The sequence below is a fragment of the Streptomyces sp. NPDC006430 genome (assembly GCF_040612395.1).
Classification (GTDB): domain Bacteria; phylum Actinomycetota; class Actinomycetes; order Streptomycetales; family Streptomycetaceae; genus Streptomyces.
Map to the genome: position 1 here is coordinate 1 of NZ_JBEXQA010000039.1, position 19,842 is coordinate 19,842.

Genomic DNA, 19,842 nt, shown 5'->3' on the forward strand with positions numbered 1-19,842 from the left:
TGTGCCCCCCCGGCCTCGGCTACGCTAGTGGCAAAACAGCCGCGGGGGCCGCCCGGTCCCCCTCCCCGCTCCCCCGCCTTCGTACTCAGATGCCGCGGTAGACGTCGCGGCGGTCGCCGACCTTGACGACTCGGAACGAGGGCGGTCACGGAGTCGCCGCGGAGGTTTCCAAGGTCCTCCAGGGCCCTCCGGAGGTCTTTACGGGGGTCTTAGGTCCCCTCGTCCACAGAAACTTCGTGAAGTTCTTCACAAGGAAAATGGGTCCGCTGGGTCACGGGAGGGGTCCTTCCGGGTCCCTCGGGGCCCCGTAGGCCTCTTTCTCGGGCCTGTTCGCGCGATGCGGGGGCGCGGTCCGACCCGGTCGATAGGTACGTACCAACCCGGTGGTCTACTCCGCTTGAGAGCCTGGAGGCCAGTTCAGGACGGGTAAACAACGACTCCCGTTACAGGCTGGTTCCCGATGCGCGCCATGACCTCCGTCACGCGGGTCGCGCAGTGTAGCAGAGGGTCTTCCGTACCTTGTGAAGGGGCTCACGAGCAGCACCCCTTTGGGTGCTGGATACTCGTTCCATGAGCACCACGGAGCGTCCCAGGATCCTCGTTGTAGGAGGTGGGTACGTAGGCCTGTACGCAGCCAAGCGCATCATGAAGAAGATGCGTTACGGCGAGGCGACCGTCACGGTCGTCGACCCGCGCTCGTACATGACCTACCAGCCCTTCCTCCCTGAAGTGGCCGCAGGCAGCATCTCGCCGCGGCACGTCGTCGTCCCGCTGCGACGCGTGCTGCCCAAGGCAGAGGTTCTCACCGGCCGGGTCACCAGCATCGACCAGGACCGCAAGGTCGCCGTCGTCACGCCGCTCGTCGGCGAGGCGTACGAGCTGCCCTTCGACTACCTGGTGATCGCCCTCGGTGCCGTCTCCCGCACCTTCCCGATCCCCGGCCTGGCCGAACAGGGCATCGGTATGAAGGGCGTCGAAGAGGGCATCGGCCTGCGCAACCACGTCCTCGAGCAGCTCGACAAGGCCGAGTCCACGACGGACGAGAACGTCCGCCGCAAGGCCCTCACCTTCGTCTTCGTGGGCGGCGGCTTCGCCGGCGCGGAGACCATCGGTGAGGTCGAGGACATGGCCCGCGACGCCGCGAAGTACTACACCAACGTCAAGCGCGAGGACATGCGCTTCATCCTGGTGGACGCGGCCGACAAGATCCTCCCCGAGGTCGGGCCCAAGCTCGGCACCTGGGGCAAGGAGCACCTCGAGTCCCGCGGCATCGAGATCTACCTCAACACCTCCATGGACTCCTGCGTGGACGGCCACGTGGTGCTGAAGAACGGCCTTGAGGTCGACTCCGACACCCTCGTGTGGACCGCCGGCGTGAAGCCCAACCCGGTCCTGGCCCGCTACGGCCTGCCGCTGGGCCCGCGCGGCCACGTCGACACCGCCCCCACCCTCCAGGTCCAGGGCACCGACTACATCTGGGCCGCCGGCGACAACGCCCAGGTCCCGGACATCGCCGCCCGCAAGGCCGGCGTCGAGAACGCCTGGTGCCCGCCGAACGCCCAGCACGCGCTGCGCCAGGCCAAGGTCCTCGGCGACAACGTCATCTCGGGCATGCGGGGCTTCCCGCAGCACGAGTACGCGCACTCCAACAAGGGTGCGGTGGCGGGCCTCGGCCTCCACAAGGGCGTCGCGATGATCGTCATGGGCAAGATGAAGATCAAGCTCAAGGGCCGGCTCGCCTGGTACATGCACCGTGGCTACCACGGCATGGCCATGCCGACCTGGAACCGCAAGATCCGTGTCTTCGCCGACTGGACGCTCGCCATGTTCCTCAAGCGCGAGGTCGTTTCCCTCGGTGCGCTGGAGACCCCGCGCGAGGAGTTCTACGAGGCCGCCAAGCCGGCGCCGGCTCCGGCCGCCTCGGCCGCCGCCCCGGCCCAGAAGGCCAAGGCCTCCTGACCAGGGCCTGACCGGCACCTCCTCCAGCACGTCCCCGAAGGGGCTGTCCGCCATCCGTGGTGCGGGCGGCCCCTTCGGCGTTCCCTTCCGATTGACGCGGGCCCGAAACGGGTAGGTCGTTCGGTCGGATCGTTCTGGAGGTGCCTTCGATGACCGACGCCGCGCCGCGGCTGGCCGCCCTTGCCGAGACTCTGCTGGGTGCCCCCCTGCCCGTCCGGATCCGGGCCTGGGACGGCAGCGAGGCCGGACCGCCGTCCGGCCCCACCCTGGTGCTGGCCAACCGGCGCGCCCTGCGCCGCATGCTGTGGCGGCCCGGTGAACTGGGGCTGGCCCGCGCCTGGGTCGCCGGGGACCTGACCGTCGAGGGCGACCTGTTCGCCCTGCTGGACCGGGTGGCCGGCCTGCTCTGGGAGCGGAAGCCCGCAGCCGTCGCCGACGCCCCGCCGGGAGACCGACGCTCCGGTCCGGGCAAGCTCGCCACCCTGCGCCCGCTCCTGCCCCGGCTGCCGGACGGCCCCGCCAGGGCCGCCGGACTGCTGCGCGACCCGGAGGCCCGGGCCGCCGTACGCGATCTGATCGCCCTGGCCCGGCCGTGGCCGGCGCCCGCGCCGCCGCCCGAGGAGGCTCCCCGCCGCGGCGGGCCGACGCACAGCAGGAGTCGGGACCGACAGGCGATCAGTCACCACTACGACGTCGGCAACGAGTTCTACGAGAAGGTCCTCGGCCCCTCGATGGTGTACTCCTGCGCCTACTGGAGCCCCGGCTCCACGCTGGAGGAGGCACAGCGGGACAAACTCGACCTGGTCTGCCGGAAGCTGGGCCTGGAGCCCGGGCAGCGCCTCCTGGACGTCGGCTGCGGCTGGGGCTCCATGGCACTGCACGCCGCCCGGGAGTACGGGGTCCACGTCACCGGCGTCACGCTCTCGCGCGAGCAGGCCGTGTACGCGCGCAAGCGGGCCGCGGAGGAGGGCCTGGCCGACCGGATCGACATCCGGATCCAGGACTACCGGGACGTCAAGGACGGCCCGTACGACGCCATTTCCTCCATCGGCATGGCCGAGCACGTCGGCGCCGACCGCTACCGCGAATACGCCCGCACCCTGCACGCCCTGCTCGTCCCCGGCGGCCGGCTGCTGAACCACCAGATCGCGCGCCCGCCGGAGCCGGACGAAGCGGCGTACCGGGTCGACCCGTTCATCGACGCCTACGTCTTCCCCGACGGTGAACTCTCCCCGGTGGGGACGACGGTGGGCGAGTTGGAGCGGGCCGGGTTCGAGGTCCGCGACGTGGAGGCGCTGCGCGAGCACTACGGGCTCACCCTGAGGGCCTGGGTGGCCCGGCTGGAGGAGCATTGGGAGGTGGCCGTTCGGCTGACCTCGCCCGGGCGGGCCCGGGTCTGGCTGCTGTACATGGCGGCCTCGGCGCTGGGCTTCGAACACGGGCGGCTCGGGGTCAACCAGGTCCTCGCCGTGAAGCCCGGAACGGCCGGGCAGTCGGGGCTGCCGCTGCGGCTGCGCACCTGGGGCGCCTGATGCGGACGGAAGGGCCCCGGGGTGTGCCCCGGAGCCCTTCCGCGTCCTCGTGTCCCTGCCGCTGCGGCTACTCGGTCTTGATGGCCGTGAGCATGTTCAGCCGGGCGGCGCTGCGGGCGGGCCACATGGCCGCCAGGACGCCCACCACACCGGCGAGCAGCAGGAAGACGCCGATCCGGTCGTACGGGACGACGAGCTCGTAACCCGGCACCGACTTGGTGAGGGTGGAGCCGACCGCCCAGGCGAGGAAGACGCCGACGACGATGCCGAGGACCGCGCCGAAGAGCGAGATCACCACGGCCTCCAGGCGGATCATGTTCTTGACCCGGCTCCGGTCGAGGCCGATCGCCCGCAGCATGCCGATCTCCTGCGTCCGTTCGAAGACGGACATCGCAAGGGTGTTGACCACGCCGAGAACCGAGATGATCAGCGCCATGCCGAGCAGGCCGTACATGATGTTCAGCGCCGTGTTGATCATGCCGCCCATCTCGTTGCGCATGTCCTGCTGGGTGGCGATGGAGAGTGCCGGGTTGTTGCCGAGGGCGTCGAGGACCGCCTTCTCGCCCGCCTTCGACTCGCCGCCGGTGGTGTTGACGTACACCTCGGGGATGTAGGGCTCCTCGGAGTGCGCGCTGAGGATCTTGTCGTCGATGACGTACGGGGACAGCAGGCCGTCGAGGTCCTTGTAGACCGCGCCGACCTTGAGCGAGCCCTTCTGGCCGTCCTCGTACATGACCTGGAGGGTCGAGCCGACCGACAGCTTCTGCTTCGTCGCGGTCTTCTCCGCGACCGCGACCTCGCCCCGGCCGAGGCTGTCCAGCGAGCCGCTGAGGACCTCGACGTTGAGCATCTCGCCGAGGGCGGCCGGGTTGACGCCCGAGGTGGACTTGAACTCGTCGCCGATCTTCAGCGAGCCGGCCGTCTGCGGGGAGACCGCCTTGATGCCCTTGGCCTTGGCGAGGGTTTCGGCGACGGACTTGTCGAGGCTGCCGCCGCCCATGGCCATGGAGACCTTGTAGTCGGCCTTGATCTTGTCGGTGCTCATCCGGTCCACGGCTTTGCCCATGGTGATGCCGAGCACGGACAGGGTGGTGACCAGGGTGAGGCCGATGGTGAGGGAGGCGGCGGTGACGGCGGTGCGGCGCGGGTTGCGCACGGCGTTCTGCGCGGCCAGCTTGCCCGGCACCCCGAAGACCTTCTCCAGCAGCGGCCGGATGGCGGCGATGAGCGGCCGGGACAACAGCGGGAGCAGCACGATCAGTCCGATGATCAGGAAGAACGCGCCGGCCCCGATGAGGTAGCGGCCCGTTTCGCCACCCTTGGACACCCCGCCCAGGACCAGCGCGAGACCGAGCAGCTCGAAGACGCTGCCGATGACGTTGCGCAGGAGCAGGGACTTCGTGGAGGCCGGCAGGTGGGCGCTGCCCATGGCGGCGACCGGGGGTATCCGACCGGTGCGCCAGGCCGGGAACACCGCGGCGACCATCGTGACGAGTACACCGATGACGACGGCGGTGACGATCGTCGCCGGGGTGACGATCAGGTCGCCGGCCGGGATCTTGGCGCCGACGGAGCCCATCAGGGAGCGCATGGCGACCGCCAGGCCGATACCCGTGACCAGACCGATGGCGGAGGAGATCAGGCCGACGACGAGGGCCTCGCTCATGACCGAACGCATGACCTGGCCGCGCTTGGCGCCGACGGCGCGCAGCAGGGCCAGCTCCTTGGTGCGCTGGGCGACCAGCATGGTGAAGGTGTTGTAGATGAGGAAGATGCCGACGAAGAGTGCGATGCCGGCGAACACGAGCAGCATGGTGCTCATGCCGCTCATTTCCTTCTTGATGGCGTCGGCCTGCTCCTTAGCGAGCTGGGCGCCCGTCTGGGCCTTGGTGTTCTTGCCGTCGAGCAGCGGCTTGACGTCGGCCAGCAGTTGGTCGGCCGAGGTTCCGGCCTTGGCGCTGATGGAGAGCTCGTTGTAGAAGCCGGGCTTGAGGTACAGCTTCTGGGTGGTGGCGGTGTCGAAGAGGACGAGGCTGCCGCCGGCGTTGACCTGGCCGTCGTCGGTGGTGAAGACACCGGTCAGGGTGTACTCCTTCACCGGGCCGTTGGTGGCGACGCGGACCTTGTCGCCGACCTGGTACTTGCCCTTGCTCGCGGTCTCCTTGTCGAGCGCGATCTGGTCGGCGGTGGCCGGGCCGTTGCCCTCGCCGAACCGGTAGTTGGGGTCCTTGCCGTCGCCCGCGGGGGCGAAGTTGGAGCCTCGGTTGGCCCAGCCGCTGCCGATCAGCTTGCCGTTCTCGTCGCCGACGCCGGCGAAGCCGGAGAGCCGGCCGGAGACGGTGCCGACGCCCTTGACGGCCTTGACCTTGTCGAGGGTCTGCTGGCTGATGCCGGGCTCACCCTCCTTCTGACCGTCGTCGCTGCGGGACTGGCCGTACGAGGTCACGGAGACGGCGACGCCGTCGTAGCTCTTGGCGGACTGGCCGGAGAGGGCCTTGCCGAGGGTGTCGGTGAAGACGAGGGTGCCGGAGACGAAGGCGACGCCGAGCGTGACGGCGAGCACCGTCATCAGCAGTCTGGCCTTGTGCGCGAGGACGTTGCGCAGCGCGGTACGGAACATGGTGGAGGAGTCCAGATGTCGGGGGATCGAACGGCTGGGCCGAGCCGTAGCGGAGGTAGGGGTCGCGCGAGGCGCGAGCGCGGCACTACCCGCAGCGGTGGCGAAGACCAGCGCGACCCGAGGATCGGCGGAGGCCTGGGGGGAAGGGCGGTTCCTCAGCTGGTGCGGCCCTTGGCGTCGAAGGCCTTCATGCGGTCGAGCACCCCGTCGGCGGTGGGGTGGAGCATCTCGTCGACGATGCGGCCGTCGGCGAGGAAGATGACGCGGTCCGCGTAGGAGGCGGCCACCGGGTCGTGGGTGACCATGACGACGGTCTGGCCGAGCTCGCGGACGGAGTTGCGCAGGAAGCCGAGGACCTCGGCGCCGGAGCGGGAGTCCAGGTTTCCGGTGGGCTCGTCGCCGAAGATGATCTCGGGGCGGGAGGCCAGGGCGCGGGCCACGGCCACGCGCTGCTGCTGGCCTCCGGAGAGCTGGGTGGGGCGGTGGCCGAGCCGGTCGGCGAGGCCCACCATGCTGATCACGTTGTCCAGCCACTGCCGGTCCGGCTTGCGGCCGGCGATGTCCATCGGCAGCGTGATGTTCTCCAGCGCCGTCAGGGTCGGCAGCAGGTTGAACGCCTGGAAGATGAAGCCGATCTTGTCCCGGCGCAGCTGGGTCAGCTGCTTGTCCTTGAGGGTGCCGAGTTCGGTCTCGCCGATGCGGACGGAGCCGCTGGAGAAGGTGTCCAGGCCGGCGACGCAGTGCATCAGGGTGGACTTGCCGGACCCCGAGGGCCCCATGATCGCGGTGAACTGGCCCTGGCCGAAGTCCACGGAGACGTTGTCCAGGGCGACCACCTGGGTCTCGCCCTGGCCGTACACCTTGGAGAGGTCGGTGGCCCGGGCGGCCACGGCCTGGGCGGTGCGCGGGGCGTAGTTGGTGGTGGTCACGGAAGCGACTCCTCGGGCTTGACCATGCTGCGGTCTGCGGATCGGTGGGACCTTCCCATCGTCGCCGCGCCCGCCGCGCCGGGGATCAGCCGCGGTGCCCGTTCCCAGGCCCACTGGAGTCTGACCGCGGGGCCGGGCTTCTCCTCCTCTGGTATGACGGCCGGCCCGGCCGGCGTGAGGGTCGCCGCGCGCCGCGCCGTACGGCGGCGCAGTGCTCCGTACCAGCTCGGGCGGCCCGGGGGACCTGGGGTGGCACGGGGTGGCGGGGTGGGCGCGCGAGCCATCGAAATCCCGTCATTCCGATATAGGGGGTGATCACTGCCCAGAAGGGGCCCACCGTGCGTTCTCGGGCCTGACGACCCCTCAAGCGCCAATAAAATAAGACAACATCGGATGGAGGGCCCGCTGCCGACCTGGGCGTTCCCGATAGGCTCGGCACAGCGTCCAGTCGATTTTCCAGGCGCCGCTACGCCTTGCCCGGATGGTGGAATGCAGACACGGCGAGCTTAAACCTCGCTGGCCTTTGGGTCGTGCCGGTTCAAGTCCGGCTCCGGGCACTCCCGCAGCCCCACTCGTTATCCCCTGCGCTTCGCCGCGCCTTCTCCTAAGATCCTCCTCCAGCAGTAGGGTGCTTTCTTTGCGAGCACATTACTCTTGACGCAAGGCTGCGCACGGTGGCCATGGAGGAGTGAGATGAGGAGCAGTAACCCGGTCTTCTCGCGACGGGGGTTCAGCCGCGACAACGGTGGCTACGCGGGCTTTGACGCGCAGCACCAGCAGGCCGGGACCAACCCGTACGCGACGAATCCTTACGCCACCGACGTGACGACGGGCATGCCGCAGGCACCGGCCCGCGCCCAGGCGATGACCATGGACGACGTCGTGAGCCGTACGGCCATGACGCTCGGCACGGTCGTCCTCACGGCGACCCTCGCCTGGATCGCGCTGCCCGTCGATCCGGCGAACCTCAACAAGTCGTACGGCATCGCCGTCGGCGCCGCGCTCGTCGCGATGGTCCTGGCGCTCGTCCAGACCTTCAAGCGCAAGGCCTCCCCGGCGATCATCCTGGGCTACGCGGCCTTCGAGGGCTTCTTCCTCGGCGTCATCAGCGCGGCCACCAGCACCTACCTCGGCGCGGGCGTGGTCATCCAGGCCGTGCTCGGCACGATGTGCGTCTTCGCCTCGGTGCTGTTCGCGTACAAGATGCGCTGGATCCGCGTCACCCGCCGCTTCTTCGGCTTCGTGATGGCCGCCGCCATGGGCTTCATGCTGCTCATGGTCGCGAACCTGCTGTTCTCGCTCTTCGCGGGCGGCGACGGCCTCGGCTTCCGCAGCGGCGGTCTCGGCATCGTCTTCGGCATCGTCGGCGTCGTCCTCGGCGCCTGCTTCCTCGCCCTCGACTTCAAGCAGGTCGAGGACGGCGTCACCTACGGCGCCCCCCGCGAGGAGGCCTGGCTGGCGGCCTTCGGTCTCACCATGACCCTGGTGTGGATCTACCTGGAGCTGCTCCGCCTGTTCCAGATCCTCTCCGGCGACGACTAATCGTCCCGGAGCCGCCCAGCGGCATGAGGAAGGCCCCGCGAGCAAGCGCCGCTCGCGGGGCCTTCCCGCGTTGTGGAGGGGGTCCGAGGGGTCCGGGGTCGGGGGCAGGAGTCGGGGGCGGCTGTCGGGGGTCGGGGTCAGGAGGGGCGGGCTCAGCCGAACTTGCGGGCCGCCCTGCGCAGGTCGTACTCGTGGATGATCGCCTTGGCCTGGCCGTACGAGAGCTCGTGCGCCCCGCGCAGCCAGCTGACCTTCTCCTCGAACCGGACGAGGGAGGGGCCGTCGTCCACGGTGCGGAGCCAGTCGGAGAGTTCACGACCGGTGGTCAGGGGGATTCTGTCGATCATGTTCCGGTGGGTCTGCTCGGAGAACTCTACGGACATGGGCGCCTCCGGAGGTATCGCCGTGCTGTGCTGTTCTCTTCACGCCACCGTGCCGGAGAGTTCGCCCGTTGGCAATGGTGCCCGGGCGGCGCGTAAGGTCGGCCGGGTGCTCGATACTTCGCCCCTGACCGTCGCCGTGGAACGTTTCGCCGAACGTCTGCGGGCCATGCCGCAGAGCCGCCTCCAGCAGGTCGCCGCCGCCGAAGCGCTGGAGCTGGCCCGGGAGCTCTCCGTACGGGCCCAGCGGCTCGAAGGGCACGGGCAGGCGGAGGGGGTGGCTCCGGTGCGGGTCATGCCCGACGCGGGGGTCTTCGTCGTCGGGGACCAGGTGGCGGTAGCCGGACTGGACCTCGCCGAGGCGCTGCGCGCCGCGGGCGATCGGCCCCGGGAAACAGCGAAGGCCCCGTCCGAAATGCTGGACGAGGCCGTGCTGCTGGTGGAGCAGGCGGAAGTCAGAGCGATGCGATGACGCGGTCCGCGAGGATGTAGACGTTGTCGTCCGGGTCCTGCGCATCACCGCAGGAGAAGGTCAGCGCGTAGGCGCCCGAGATCCCGGAGCCGCCCAGCAGGACCGGCGCGGTGCCCGACCGCAGGGCCTCGGCGAGGCGCTCCGCCGTCTCCCGGTGTCCGGGGGTCATGCACAGCGTGGTGCCGTCCGTGAACACGTACACGTCGAGGGTGCCCAGCGGACCCGGACGGACGTCCGCCAGGGCCGTACGGGCCTCCGCGAGCTCCTCCAGGCGGCTGACGGTGCGCTCGTGGTCGGCGCCGGGGGCCGAAGCCTGGACCGGTACGAAGTCGGGGTGCGAGGGATGACGCCGGCGGGCGGCGGCCAGCTCGGCCGAGTCCTCCGGGTACTCGTCGACGAAGTCGTCGCCGAGCACCGGCTCCAGACCCACCAGATCCGCCTGCCGGGGCAGGAAGAGGCCGGGACCGTCCTCACCGAGACCGGGCAGGCCACCCAGCAGCGACGGCGCATCGGCGGCGTCGCGGGCCTCCTGCGCGGCCCAGAAGGCCCGCGCCTCGGCCAGCTCGCGCTCGCGCTCCTCGGCCAGGGCCTCGGCCACGGCGGCTCGTATCTCGGCGGCGGGGGACTCCACGGTGCCACGGGCGTGCGGGACGGTCGTACCGCGCGCGTGGGCCGGTGCGGCCAGCTCACCGCGCAGGGCCGTCACCTGCTTGCGCAGGCCGTGGACAGCGTGCAGCGCAGCAGCGCCCACGGCCGCGGCGGCGGCCGTGGTCAGCAGCAGGGCAAGAGACATGGCGCTCACTGACTAACTCCTGATTGATTCGATCCCCCGACTTCCTACATCAGAGTGTCCCGACCTGGGAATGGCGTGCAGTGCATTACGTCACGAATTGGACAGGGCTTTGGTCACACCGGAGCTCCTCTGATGCGGCCTGACCTGGGGAAACGCCAAACCCCCAGGATAAAGGTCACATCCTGGGGGAGATTCGGTCACAGGTCGGCCGCGACGGGGTTGGAAACGGTGTCAGTAGGCCGCAAGGGATCAAGCAGATCCCTTGCGACATCTGGCCGCCACCGCTGCGGGCAGGTGCCGCCGCTCGTTCCTCGTGGCGACCCCTACCCTCCGCTCCGGCTCAGCTCAGCCGCTCGATCTCGTGGTCGCGCTGGGCTTCGCCACCGCTGCGGGCAGGTGCCGCCGCTCGTTCCTCGTGGCGACCCCTACCCTCCGCTCCGGCTCAGCTCAGCCGCTCGATGACCATGGCCATGCCCTGGCCGCCGCCCACGCACATGGTCTCCAGGCCGAACTGCTTGTCGTGGAACTGGAGGCTGTTGATCAGAGTGCCGGTGATGCGGGCACCGGTCATCCCGAACGGGTGACCGACGGCGATGGCTCCGCCGTTGACGTTCAGCTTCTCCAGCGGGATCTCCAGGTCCCGGTACGAGGGGATGACCTGGGCCGCGAAGGCCTCGTTGATCTCGAACAGGTCGATGTCGCCGACGGTCAGGCCGGCGCGCTTCAGGGCCTGCTTCGATGCCTCGACCGGCCCGAGACCCATGATCTCGGGGGAGAGTCCGGTGACACCGGTGGAGACGATCCGGGCCAGCGGGGTCAGGCCCAGCTCCCGCGCCTTGGTGTCGCTCATGATGACCAGCGCGGCGGCGCCGTCGTTGAGCGGGCAGCAGTTGCCGGCCGTCACCAGGCCGTCGGGGCGGAAGACGGGCTTGAGGCCCTGTACGCCCTCCAGGGTGACGCCGGCGCGCGGACCGTCGTCAGTGGAGACGACGGTGCCGTCCGGGGTGGTGACCGGGGTGATCTCCCGCTCCCAGAAGCCGTTCTTGATGGCGGCCTCGGCGAGGTTCTGCGAACGCACGCCGAACTCGTCCATGTCCTGGCGGGTCACGCCCTTGAGCCGGGCCAGGTTCTCGGCGGTCTGGCCCATCGTGATGTACGCGTCCGGGATCAGGCCGTCCTCGCGCGGGTCGCGCCAGGACGAGCCCTCGCTCTGCGCGACGGCGGCGGTACGGGCCTCCGCGTCGGCGAACAGCGGGTTGTGGGTGTCCGGCAGGCCGTCAGAGCTGCCCTTGACCGAACGGGAGACCGTCTCGACGCCCGCGGAGATGAAGACGTCGCCCTCGCCCGCCTTGATGGCGTGCAGGGCCATGCGGGAGGTCTGCAGGGAGGAGGAGCAGTACCGGGTGATCGTGGTGCCCGGCAGGTAGTCCATGCCCATCTGGATGGCCACGATGCGGCCGAGGTTGTGCCCCTGCTCGCCGCCCGGAAGGCCACAGCCGAGCATCAGGTCGTCGATCTCGCGCGGGTCCAGCTCGGGAATCTTGGCGAGGGCTGCCTGGATGATCGTGGCGGTCAGGTCGTCCGGGCGGACGTCCTTGAGGGACCCCTTGAAGGCGCGCCCGATCGGGGAGCGGGCGGTGGAAACGATGACGGCTTCGGGCATCGGGGCTCCAAGGGGGGTGAGTTGCGGCTCGTTGCTGGACCGCAAGCGAAGTTACCGGCCCGTACGGTCGAGGTCACCGAATTCGGCATGTGATGCCGGTCGCTCCGCGGGGGGAACGGTCCCGCCCGCGGTGCTGTTCCGGGCCGGAATGGTGGGGTTCCGGGCGGGGGCTAGGTGTCCGTCGACCGGGGGGGTGCGGCTTCGGTTTCGGTCGGGGGTGGCGGGGGCGGGGTCACGTCCTCGCCCAGGACCCGGCGGCGCCGCCGGTGCTTGAGGAGGGCCCACGGGCCGCGGGCGGGCGTGACCTCGGTGCCCGCCTGGCCGGCCGCGGCCGACGCGGCCTTGGCCACCGGAAGCATGTCCTCGTGCCGGGCCACATCCAGCAGGTCGGACTCGGGCCACAGGGCGAGCGCCGCGCACAGGGTCGGCAGGACCGCCATGGCGGCGGTCGCGTACCCCTCGGCCGAGGGGTGGTAGGAGTCCGGGCCGAACATCTCGCGCGGATTGGCGGCGAACTCGGGTCCGAGCAGGTCCCCCATCGAGACCGTACGGGCGCCCAGCGCGACCACCCCTATGGTCTGGGCGGCGGCCAGTTGGCGCGAGACCCGGCGGGCCAGCCACCGCAGGGGCTGGTAGACCGGCTCGATCGTGCCCAGGTCGGGGCAGGTGCCGACCACCACCTCGGCGCCCGCGAGCCGCAGCCGGCGGACGGCCGAGGTGAGGTGGCGGACCGACTGCGTCGGCGGCATGCGCCGCGTCACGTCGTTCGCCCCGATCATGATCACGCAGACGTCCGGGGGCGGCAGCTCGCCGTCGAGGAGGAGGTCCGTCTGGCGTTCGAGGTCATCGGACATGGCCCCGGACAGGGCCACGTTGCGCAGGTCCACCGGGCGCTCGGCCACCGCCGCCAGTCCGGAGGCCAGAAGGGCGGCCGGGGTCTGTCTGGCCCGCCGCACGCCGAGCCCGGCGGCCGTGGAGTCGCCCAGCATGGCCAGCCGCAGCGGCCCGGGGCTCAGTTCCGGCCCGCCGAACTCGCTCCCGTACAGCCCGTCCGCCCGCGGCGGCTCGCCCTGGCCGTTGCCCACCGTCCGCTTGGCGAACTGGACCTCCGCCAGCACCAGCCCCACGGCGGCGGCCCCGACCAGCCCGAGCCCGCCTCCGCCGTACGCCGCGCCCGCCGCGATCCGGCGGGCCGTCCTTGCCCTGGACACGCCCTCGGCCACCTCGCTTTCCTACCTGGCCCCGTTGACGTACCTGCCCCGTACTGCCCGTCGGTCAATCCCTTTCCGCATAGTCTGGCTGGACCTCCCGGAGAACCCGTGGAGTCCCCTCCCTGGAGAACATGGTGCAATTCCACGACTCGATGATCAGCCTCGTCGGCAACACCCCGCTGGTGAAGCTCAACCGTGTGACCGAAGGCCTGCAGGCCACCGTCCTTGCCAAGGTCGAGTACTTCAATCCCGGTGGTTCCGTGAAGGACCGGATCGCCGTCCGGATGATCGAGGCCGCCGAGCAGAGCGGTGCCCTCAAGCCCGGCGGCACCATCGTGGAGCCGACCAGTGGCAATACCGGCGTAGGACTCGCCATCGTGGCCCAGCAGAAGGGCTACAAGTGCATCTTCGTCTGCCCTGACAAGGTGTCCCTGGACAAGATCAACGTGCTGCGCGCCTACGGCGCCGAGGTCGTGGTCTGCCCGACCGCCGTAGACCCCGAGCACCCGGACTCCTACTACAACGTGTCCGACCGCCTCGTCCGCGAGACGCCGGGCGCCTGGAAGCCGGACCAGTACAGCAACCCGAACAACCCGCGTTCGCACTACGAGACCACCGGTCCCGAGCTGTGGGAGCAGACCGACGGGAAGATCACGCACTTCGTGGCGGGCGTCGGTACCGGCGGCACGATCTCGGGCACCGGCAACTACCTCAAGGAGGTGTCCGGCGGCAAGGTCAAGGTCATCGGCGCCGACCCCGAGGGTTCGGTCTACTCCGGCGGTTCCGGCCGCCCGTACCTGGTCGAGGGCGTCGGCGAGGACTTCTGGCCGACCGCCTACGACCCGAACGTCACCGACGAGATCATCGCGGTGTCCGACAAGGACTCCTTCCAGATGACGCGCCGGCTGGCCAAGGAGGAGGGGCTGCTCGTCGGCGGTTCCTGCGGCATGGCCGTGGTGGCCGCGCTGAAGGTGGCCGAGGGCCTGGGCCCGGACGACGTGGTCGTCGTCCTGCTGCCGGACAGCGGCCGCGGCTACCTCAGCAAGATCTTCAGCGACGAGTGGATGGCCGGTCACGGATTCCTTGAGGAGGCGGGCCCCGCGGCGCGCATCGGGGACGTGCTCGCGGACAAGGAGGGCGCCATGCCGTCCCTGGTCCACATGCACCCCGAAGAGACCGTCGGCGAGGCGATCGAGGTGCTGCGCGAGTACGGCGTGTCGCAGATGCCGATCGTCAAGCCGGGCGCCGGTCACCCGGACGTGATGGCCGCCGAGGTCATCGGTTCGGTCGTGGAGAAGGAGCTGCTGGCGGCGCTGTTCGCGCAGCGGGCCGCGCTGACGGACCCGCTGGAGAAGCACATGAGCTCGCCGCTGCCGCAGGTCGGCTCGGGCGAGCCGGTCTCCGAGCTGATGGCCGTGCTGGGCGAGGCGGACGCGGCGATCGTGCTGGTCGAGGGCAAGCCGACCGGTGTGGTGAGCCGTCAGGACCTGCTGGCGTTCCTCGCCAAGGACGCGAAGTAGCCGTTCGCCGGTGGCGTATCGGCCCGTCGCGCAAACGGTACGGGCCCGTCATGTGACGGCAGCACCGGCTTAACACGGCTCCGGCACAGTGGTGGTTGTCGGCAGGAGCGAAGAAGCCCCGGCCGACACCACCAAACGGCGTTGGCGTACCTCCGGAGCGGCTCCCGGACCGCGTGAACGCCATGGACGCGGCCGGCCCTGACCCGGCCCGTGTCCTTCGCGGGGACCGCCGTCGTCCCGCCCCTCGCGCACCCGAGGGTGCGGCGGTCCCCGCGCACCACTCCGTCCGTCACCCGGCCCGATCGTGGTCGCGGTGTGGGTCGCGGGGGCGGAAGGACCTGGCGGCGTGGACGAAGCTCACGCCGAGGATGCCCGCCCAGGCGACCAGCAGACCCTTGATGCCCGCCTGCGTGGCGCCGATGGCCGAGAGCGGGATCGCCAGCACCAGCGTGATGATGGCGAAGCCGAAGCGTTCCCCGAAGTTCCCGTCCTGAGTCGACGGTGCGTCCCGGCCCCCGCGGGCCGCGGCAAGTCGTTCCTCGGCCAGTCTGCGCCGGACCTGCGTGTCGACCTTGTCCACGAAGGAGTCCACGAGTGCGGCCTCGTACTCCGGCCCCAGCTCCCGCCGGGCGTGCAACGTCGCGTCGAGTTCCTTCTTGAGCTCCTGGGACTCCATGGGCCCAGCGTAGGAAGGGCCGGCGGCCCGGGCACGGGGGATAGCCCCCGTATCCCCGCCCCGGCCCGCCGTGCCTGCCCCGGCCCGCCGTGCCCGGCCCCGCCCGTCTCGCGGAGCGGTCCGCGGCTTGCCGTCCTGCATAACCGCATGCAGAGTGCTCCGTGACTGAATAATCACGGGGACGGAGGGGTCGGGATGAGCGACAGCCCGGCAGCGCGGCTGCAGAAGCTGTTCGAGGGGCACCGGCTGACGCCCACCCAGCGGAGGATCGCCCACTGCATGGTGCGCGGGGCGGCCGATGTGCCGTTCCTGTCGAGCGTGGAACTCGCCGAGCTGGCCGGGGTGAGCCAGCCCTCGGTGACCCGCTTCGCGGTGGCGCTCGGCTTCGACGGATACCCGGCGTTGCGCCGGCACCTGCGCGAGGTGGCTCCCGCCGAGCGGGCCGCGGCGGCGCAGGAGGACGCGTACAACGAGTACCAGCAGGCAGTCCAGGGCGAGATCGAGAACCTGCAGCGACTGTCAACCATGCTTGCCGATCCCTCACCGGTCCAGGAGGCCGGCCGGGTGCTCGCCGGTTCCAGCCCGCTGCCCGTACTGGGGCTGCGGGCGGCGTCCTCGCAGGCGCGCGGGTTCGCGTACTTCGCCGCCAAGGTGCACCCGGACGTACGCCTCCTCGACGAGGGCGGCTCGATGCTCGCCGACCGGATCGACGCGGCTGCGGGCGCCGGAGCCTCGGCGCTGCTGTGCTTCGCGCTGCCGCGGCACCCGCGAGAGGTGGCGGAGGCCCTGGAGCACGCACGGTCGGCCGGTCTGACGGTGGTGACGGTCGCCGACTCGGCCTTCGCGCCGGTGGCCCGGCACTCGGACCTGCTGATCCCGGCGCCCGTCGGGACCGGGCTGGCCTTCGACACGGCGTGTGCTCCGATGCTGCTGGGGCGGGTGCTGCTGGAGGCGATGGCGGACGCGCTGCCGGACGCGCAGGCGAGGCTGGAGGCCTTCGACGCGCGTGCCGCGGCGCGCGGGCTGTTCGTGGAGTAGGGAGTTGGGAGTCGGGGTGCGGGGAGCGGGGGCGCTCAGCGGTAGTTGAGCTCGGCCAGCTCGGTGGCGAGGCGCCCCCGGAGGGCCGGGACGCGGGCGAGGAGGGGGAGCACGGTGTTGCGCACGGCGCGCAGGACCGGACTGCGGGTGGTTGCGACCCGGGTCATCCGGTCGGTCAGGGCCACCACGCGCAGGGCTACGGGGCGCCGGCGGGTCTCGTAGGCGTCGATGTCGCCGTCGGCGAGCGCCCGGCCGAGGGCGTACCCGTCCTGGATGCCGGTGTTCATGCCCTGGCCGCCGGCCGGGCTGTGCACGTGGGCGGCGTCCCCGGCGAGCAGCAGACGGCCCGCGCGGTAGCGGTCGGCGACCCGGTGGTGGATCCGGAACCGCGACGACCAGGCGAGCGAGTGGACGGTGGCCCCCGGGGCGCGCTCGTCCAGCAGGCGTCGTACGAAGGCGAGGTCCGGCTCGGCCGGGGCTTCGGCCACGGTGGCGACGACCCGGTAGTGCCGGCCCCGGCTCCCTCCCGCGGACCCCGGATCGGGCAGCGGGGCGATGACGGTGAGGCCGGCGGCGCCGAAGGCGAGCGACACCTCACGGGGGCCGGGGGCCCAGTCCATGGTCACGTCGGCGAGGACGAAGGACTCCTCGTAGGCGGCGCCCGTGAACCCGATTCCGGCCGCCCCGCGGACGGTGCTGTGCATCCCGTCCGCCCCGACCGCGTGGTCGGCCCGCAGGGTCTCGCCGGTGGCGGTGGTGAGAGTGACCCCGTCGGCGTCCTGGGTGACGGCGGTGACCTCGTACGGGCGGTGGACGTCGCCGCCGAGGGCGCGCAGGCGGGCCAGGAGCACGGCCTCGGTCTCGTACTGGGGGGCCATCAGCGCGTACGGATGGGTCGTGCGCAGGCCGTCGAAGGGGATGGTGGCGAGCAGGCGGGCGCCGTCGCGGATGCGGAAACGGCTGACCGGGATGCCGCGGCCGACCAGCTCGGCGGACAGGGCGCCGGACGGGTCGAGCTCGTCGAGGACCTCCAGGGTGCGGGCGTGGACGACGGCGGCGCGGGTGGGGGTCCCCTCGGCGGAGCCGGGGGAAGTTCCGGCGCCCTCGGCCTGGCGGTCGAGGAGGACGAAGTCGATGCCGGCTCCGGCGAGGGTCAGGGCGAGGGCGAGGCCGGTGGGGCCGGCGCCGACGACGGCGACGGTGGTCCGGGCGGGCAGCGGGGGCAGGGGCAGGGGCAGCGGCACGAGAGCCTCCTCAGGCGGGCCAACGGTTGTTGGCCAACGGCTGTTGACATAAGCGTGCGCCTGCTGCGGTGGCATGTCAACGGTTGTTGGCCTACATTTGTTGGCATGACACTCGGCGCGACACAGGGCGCGCAGACCAAGGCGGCGATCCTGCGTGCGGCGCGGGAGCGCTTCGCGGCGCAGGGGTACGAGCGGACGACGATCCGCGCCGTCGCCGCCGACGCGCGGATCGACCCGTCGATGGTGATGCGCTACTTCGGGAGCAAGGAGAAGCTCTTCGATGCGGCGCTGGCGGTGGACCTGCGGCTGCCGGACCTGAGCGCGGTCCCGGCGGACGCGCTGCCCGCGGCGCTCGTACGGCACTTCGTGGAGCGGTGGGAGGGGGATCCGGCGGACGACGCGCTGCTGGTGCTGCTGCGGTCGGCGGTGACGAACGAACGGGCGGCGGAGCGGATGCGGGAGGTCTTCGCGAGCCAGGTCGCGCCGGCGCTGGCCGCCGCCCTCGGTCCCGAGCGGGCGGCCCGCACGGCGGGCCTGGTCGCGGCCCAGCTCCTCGGCCTCGGGCTGGCGCGCTACCTGCTCCGGCTGCCCGCGGTGGTTTCCTTGACCCCGGACGCCGTGGTCGAGGCCCTCACCCCGGCCCTCGCGGCCACCCTGGGCGACCCGGCCTGAAACCGGACGGCCCGCTGCCGCCACGCCACGCCACGTCCCGCCCCCGCTCTCGCTCTCGCCGTTCCGGGACCCCGCGTTCCCGCCCCGCGCCCGATCGGGGCGCCCGCGCTGCCCGCGCTGGCCGTGTCGCCCGCGGAGCCGGCATCGCAGCTCAGAGCAGTGCGTCGGGCGCGGCGCCGCCCGCCTCCGCCACGATCGCGGACAGCGGCTGCGCCGGGCGGGCCTGCGCGAAGCGGACGTCGCCCGACGGTGTGACGGTGAAGCCGTGGACCGCCGGGCGGGGGAGGCTGTTGTAGCCGTAGTGGGCCGTGAAGAAGTACGCGCCCGTGTCCGGGATCGCGATCAGGTCCCCCGGGGCGAGTTCCGGCAGTTCCCGGGCCGTGGCCAGCAGGTCTCCCGCGAAGCAGGCCGGGCCCGCGATGTCCTGGGCGATCGGGGTGCCGGTCTTCGGGGCGCCCTTCGCGTCGTACGCGAGGACCCGCAGGGGCCATGCCTCGGGCGCGTACACCGTACGGGTCGCCAGCTGGACCCCCGCATGGGTGAGGGCGATCGGGCGGGCCCCGGTGGTCTTCGTGTACTCGACCCGGGTGAGCACCAGCCCGTGCTTGGCCAGCAGGGACCGGCCGAACTCCGTCACCAGCCCGTAGTGCCCGCGGAAGAGGGCGGGCGCGGCCTCCCGCAGGGCCGCCACGTAGTCCGCGTAGCTCGGGGTTTCGGCGTCCGAAGCGAAGTTCACCGGCAGGCCGCCGCCGATGTCGAGGGTGTCCACCTGTCGCCGCCCGACGGCCGCGTTGATTTCTTCGGCCAGGGCGTGCAGCTCCCGCACTCCCTCGGCGATCAGTGGCAGTGGAACGCCCTGCGAGCCCGAGTGGGTGTGCAGCCGGGTCAGCCACGGCCGGTCCGTGAAGGCCCGTACGAGCCACTCACGCGCTCCCGGATCGCGCAGCGCGATCCCGAACTTCGAGGTCGCGGTGGCGGTCGACAGGGCGTCGATCGTGCCCGCGCCGGTCTGCGGGTTGATCCGTACGCCGATCGGCGATGCGGTGGGCGCCGAGGCGACGAGGGCGTCGAGCCGTTCCAGCTCCTGGCGGTTGTCGGCGTTGACGGCGATGCCGAGGGCCAGGGCCTCGCGCAGTTCGGCCGGCGTCTTGGCGGGGGAGTCCAGCACGGTCCGCTCCGGGGCCACGCCTGCGGCGCGGGCCAGGGCCAGCTCGCCGGGGCTGGCCACCTCGCAGCCGAGGCCGGCGTCCCCGAGCAGCCGCAGCACCGGCACCAGCGGGCACGCCTTCACCGCGAAGGCGTGCAGGACGGGGGTGCCGGGCGCCAGTGCGGCGGAGAAGGCGCTGGTCAGGGCGGCGGCGGAGGTGCGAATCCCGGTCACGTCCAGCAGGCACACCAGGGGCTGCGCCGTGTCCGCCCCGCCCACCATTCTTTGCTCGACCGCGGCCCGTACGGCCAGGTCACGGCGCTCGGCGGCGCCCTGCGTGTGCGTCCTCGCGTGCATGCCCGTGGGCGTCTCGGCAGCCATGTCCGTCAGCCAATCATTCGGCGCGTCGGCCCGCAGCTGTTGACTGAATCTATTCAGCGGGTC

The 19,842-nt window shown here is 71.4% G+C and carries 16 protein-coding genes and 1 tRNA gene; 8 read left to right on the top strand and 9 right to left on the bottom strand.

Annotated elements, in window-relative coordinates; genetic code table 11:
* Positions 1 to 570: 570 nt before the first annotated feature.
* On the top strand, positions 571 to 1,959 hold the full coding sequence (locus tag ABZZ20_RS32620; protein ID WP_356875905.1) for an NAD(P)/FAD-dependent oxidoreductase: 1,389 nt from the start codon (positions 571 to 573) through the stop codon (positions 1,957 to 1,959).
* Between the two features lie 149 nt (positions 1,960 to 2,108).
* Positions 2,109 to 3,491 (top strand): cyclopropane-fatty-acyl-phospholipid synthase family protein, encoded by a 1,383-nt coding sequence (locus ABZZ20_RS32625; protein ID WP_356875907.1) that lies wholly within the window; start codon positions 2,109 to 2,111, stop codon positions 3,489 to 3,491.
* Between the two features lie 67 nt (positions 3,492 to 3,558).
* On the opposite strand, the gene ABZZ20_RS32630 is transcribed toward ABZZ20_RS32625, so the two are convergent.
* Together ABZZ20_RS32630 and ABZZ20_RS32635 are read right to left on the bottom strand one after the other, a co-directional pair.
* Entirely contained in the window at positions 3,559 to 6,111 is a 2,553-nt protein-coding gene (locus ABZZ20_RS32630; protein WP_356875909.1) for an FtsX-like permease family protein, read from the bottom strand.
* Between the two features lie 155 nt (positions 6,112 to 6,266).
* Complete coding sequence (locus ABZZ20_RS32635) at positions 6,267 to 7,040, bottom strand: ABC transporter ATP-binding protein (RefSeq protein WP_356875911.1); 774 nt, start codon at positions 7,038 to 7,040, stop codon at positions 6,267 to 6,269.
* Between the two features lie 475 nt (positions 7,041 to 7,515).
* Here ABZZ20_RS32635 and ABZZ20_RS32640 point away from each other — a divergent pair.
* Positions 7,516 to 7,597, top strand: a tRNA-Leu gene (locus ABZZ20_RS32640).
* Between the two features lie 136 nt (positions 7,598 to 7,733).
* Positions 7,734 to 8,582, top strand: a complete 849-nt coding sequence (locus ABZZ20_RS32645) for a Bax inhibitor-1/YccA family protein (RefSeq protein WP_356875913.1) — start codon at positions 7,734 to 7,736, stop codon at positions 8,580 to 8,582.
* 152 nt (positions 8,583 to 8,734) lie between these two features.
* On the opposite strand, the gene ABZZ20_RS32650 is transcribed toward ABZZ20_RS32645, so the two are convergent.
* Positions 8,735 to 8,965: a DUF4287 domain-containing protein gene (locus tag ABZZ20_RS32650; RefSeq protein ID WP_214958001.1), complete on the bottom strand. Its 231-nt coding sequence runs from the start codon at positions 8,963 to 8,965 to the stop codon at positions 8,735 to 8,737.
* A 106-nt stretch (positions 8,966 to 9,071) separates the two neighbouring features.
* Here ABZZ20_RS32650 and ABZZ20_RS32655 point away from each other — a divergent pair, with 106 nt between their 5' ends.
* A complete protein-coding gene (locus ABZZ20_RS32655) occupies positions 9,072 to 9,434 on the top strand; it encodes a hypothetical protein (protein WP_356875915.1) in 363 nt (120 codons plus the stop codon).
* On the opposite strand, the gene ABZZ20_RS32660 is transcribed toward ABZZ20_RS32655, so the two are convergent.
* The 3 genes from ABZZ20_RS32660 to ABZZ20_RS32670 all read right to left on the bottom strand — a co-directional run bounded on the left by ABZZ20_RS32660 (position 9,418) and on the right by ABZZ20_RS32670 (position 13,113).
* Entirely contained in the window at positions 9,418 to 10,227 is an 810-nt protein-coding gene (locus ABZZ20_RS32660; RefSeq protein ID WP_356875967.1) for a hypothetical protein, read from the bottom strand. The genes ABZZ20_RS32655 and ABZZ20_RS32660 overlap by 17 nt on opposite strands.
* Positions 10,228 to 10,669: 442 nt before the next feature.
* On the bottom strand, positions 10,670 to 11,890 hold the full coding sequence (locus ABZZ20_RS32665; RefSeq protein ID WP_356875917.1) for an acetyl-CoA C-acetyltransferase: 1,221 nt from the start codon (positions 11,888 to 11,890) through the stop codon (positions 10,670 to 10,672).
* A 170-nt stretch (positions 11,891 to 12,060) separates the two neighbouring features.
* Complete coding sequence (locus ABZZ20_RS32670) at positions 12,061 to 13,113, bottom strand: SGNH/GDSL hydrolase family protein (protein WP_356875919.1); 1,053 nt, start codon at positions 13,111 to 13,113, stop codon at positions 12,061 to 12,063.
* A gap of 122 nt (positions 13,114 to 13,235) precedes the next feature.
* Between ABZZ20_RS32670 and ABZZ20_RS32675 the strand changes: the two genes are divergently transcribed.
* Complete coding sequence (locus tag ABZZ20_RS32675; RefSeq protein WP_356875969.1) at positions 13,236 to 14,621, top strand: cystathionine beta-synthase; 1,386 nt, start codon at positions 13,236 to 13,238, stop codon at positions 14,619 to 14,621.
* A gap of 289 nt (positions 14,622 to 14,910) precedes the next feature.
* Here ABZZ20_RS32675 and ABZZ20_RS32680 read toward each other — a convergent pair whose 3' ends face one another.
* Positions 14,911 to 15,297, bottom strand: coding sequence for a hypothetical protein (locus tag ABZZ20_RS32680; protein ID WP_356875921.1), 387 nt, complete (start codon positions 15,295 to 15,297; stop codon positions 14,911 to 14,913).
* 195 nt (positions 15,298 to 15,492) lie between these two features.
* Between ABZZ20_RS32680 and ABZZ20_RS32685 the strand changes: the two genes are divergently transcribed.
* Positions 15,493 to 16,335: a MurR/RpiR family transcriptional regulator gene (locus tag ABZZ20_RS32685; protein WP_356875923.1), complete on the top strand. Its 843-nt coding sequence runs from the start codon at positions 15,493 to 15,495 to the stop codon at positions 16,333 to 16,335.
* Positions 16,336 to 16,370: 35 nt separating this feature from the next.
* Here ABZZ20_RS32685 and ABZZ20_RS32690 read toward each other — a convergent pair whose 3' ends face one another.
* Positions 16,371 to 17,579, bottom strand: a complete 1,209-nt coding sequence (locus tag ABZZ20_RS32690) for an FAD-dependent monooxygenase (protein WP_356875925.1) — start codon at positions 17,577 to 17,579, stop codon at positions 16,371 to 16,373.
* Positions 17,580 to 17,684: 105 nt separating this feature from the next.
* On the opposite strand from ABZZ20_RS32690, the gene ABZZ20_RS32695 reads away from it, so the two are divergent.
* Complete coding sequence (locus ABZZ20_RS32695) at positions 17,685 to 18,251, top strand: TetR family transcriptional regulator (protein WP_356875927.1); 567 nt, start codon at positions 17,685 to 17,687, stop codon at positions 18,249 to 18,251.
* Between the two features lie 151 nt (positions 18,252 to 18,402).
* On the opposite strand, the gene ABZZ20_RS32700 is transcribed toward ABZZ20_RS32695, so the two are convergent.
* Positions 18,403 to 19,779 carry a diaminopimelate decarboxylase gene (locus ABZZ20_RS32700; protein WP_356875929.1) on the bottom strand — a complete coding sequence of 459 codons (1,377 nt, stop codon included), beginning with the start codon at positions 19,777 to 19,779 and terminating at the stop codon, positions 18,403 to 18,405.
* Positions 19,780 to 19,842 lie beyond the last annotated feature (63 nt).

Bases quoted from the DNA above. Each gene is read 5' to 3' on its own strand.
- ABZZ20_RS32620 (WP_356875905.1), top strand. From the start codon at position 571: ATGAGCACCACGGAGCGTCCCAGGATCCTCGTTGTAGGAGGTGGGTAC.
- ABZZ20_RS32625 (WP_356875907.1), top strand. From the start codon at position 2,109: ATGACCGACGCCGCGCCGCGGCTGGCCGCCCTTGCCGAGACTCTGCTG.
- ABZZ20_RS32630 (WP_356875909.1), bottom strand. From the start codon at position 6,111: ATGTTCCGTACCGCGCTGCGCAACGTCCTCGCGCACAAGGCCAGACTG.
- ABZZ20_RS32645 (WP_356875913.1), top strand. From the start codon at position 7,734: ATGAGGAGCAGTAACCCGGTCTTCTCGCGACGGGGGTTCAGCCGCGAC.
- ABZZ20_RS32650 (WP_214958001.1), bottom strand. From the start codon at position 8,965: ATGTCCGTAGAGTTCTCCGAGCAGACCCACCGGAACATGATCGACAGA.
- ABZZ20_RS32660 (WP_356875967.1), bottom strand. From the start codon at position 10,227: ATGTCTCTTGCCCTGCTGCTGACCACGGCCGCCGCCGCGGCCGTGGGC.
- ABZZ20_RS32665 (WP_356875917.1), bottom strand. From the start codon at position 11,890: ATGCCCGAAGCCGTCATCGTTTCCACCGCCCGCTCCCCGATCGGGCGC.
- ABZZ20_RS32680 (WP_356875921.1), bottom strand. From the start codon at position 15,297: ATGGAGTCCCAGGAGCTCAAGAAGGAACTCGACGCGACGTTGCACGCC.
- ABZZ20_RS32685 (WP_356875923.1), top strand. From the start codon at position 15,493: ATGAGCGACAGCCCGGCAGCGCGGCTGCAGAAGCTGTTCGAGGGGCAC.
- ABZZ20_RS32695 (WP_356875927.1), top strand. From the start codon at position 17,685: ATGACACTCGGCGCGACACAGGGCGCGCAGACCAAGGCGGCGATCCTG.
- ABZZ20_RS32700 (WP_356875929.1), bottom strand. From the start codon at position 19,779: ATGGCTGCCGAGACGCCCACGGGCATGCACGCGAGGACGCACACGCAG.